Raw genomic sequence first — 292 nt, 5'->3', positions numbered from 1 at the left:
ACCACCTTGCCTCGCAAGGACTCCTTGCTCAGCTCGGGTGAGTTGAGCCACTGGACGGCACCCGACAGGGACGGCATTTCATCCTTCACGCTCATCTCAGGCACGGTCGCGGCCTTCACGCTGTCCACCAGGGAATCAACGATCCTGGGTACACCGCTCAGCAGCGATTGCTCCACCTTCGCCGCCCCCTCGGATGAAGTGCCCGCGAGCAGTTGGCTCTGTGCGCCACTGCCGATCACCACCGCCTGGCTGCGGCGTGGCGCAGGGCTTGCCACGCTGGTGGCGGCGGTGG

At 66.1% G+C, this 292-nt stretch carries 1 pseudogene; it reads right to left on the bottom strand.

Features of this window, described 5'->3' with window-relative positions:
* Nucleotides 1–292 (bottom strand): annotated as a pseudogene (locus AC0L3B_RS39250) (hypothetical protein); the annotation flags it as partial.

The sequence above is a fragment of the Bradyrhizobium sp. Kon56 genome, from assembly GCF_055807635.1.
The sequence above is the reverse complement of the archived record's forward strand: the minus strand, read 5'-3'. Positions and strand labels throughout refer to the sequence as shown.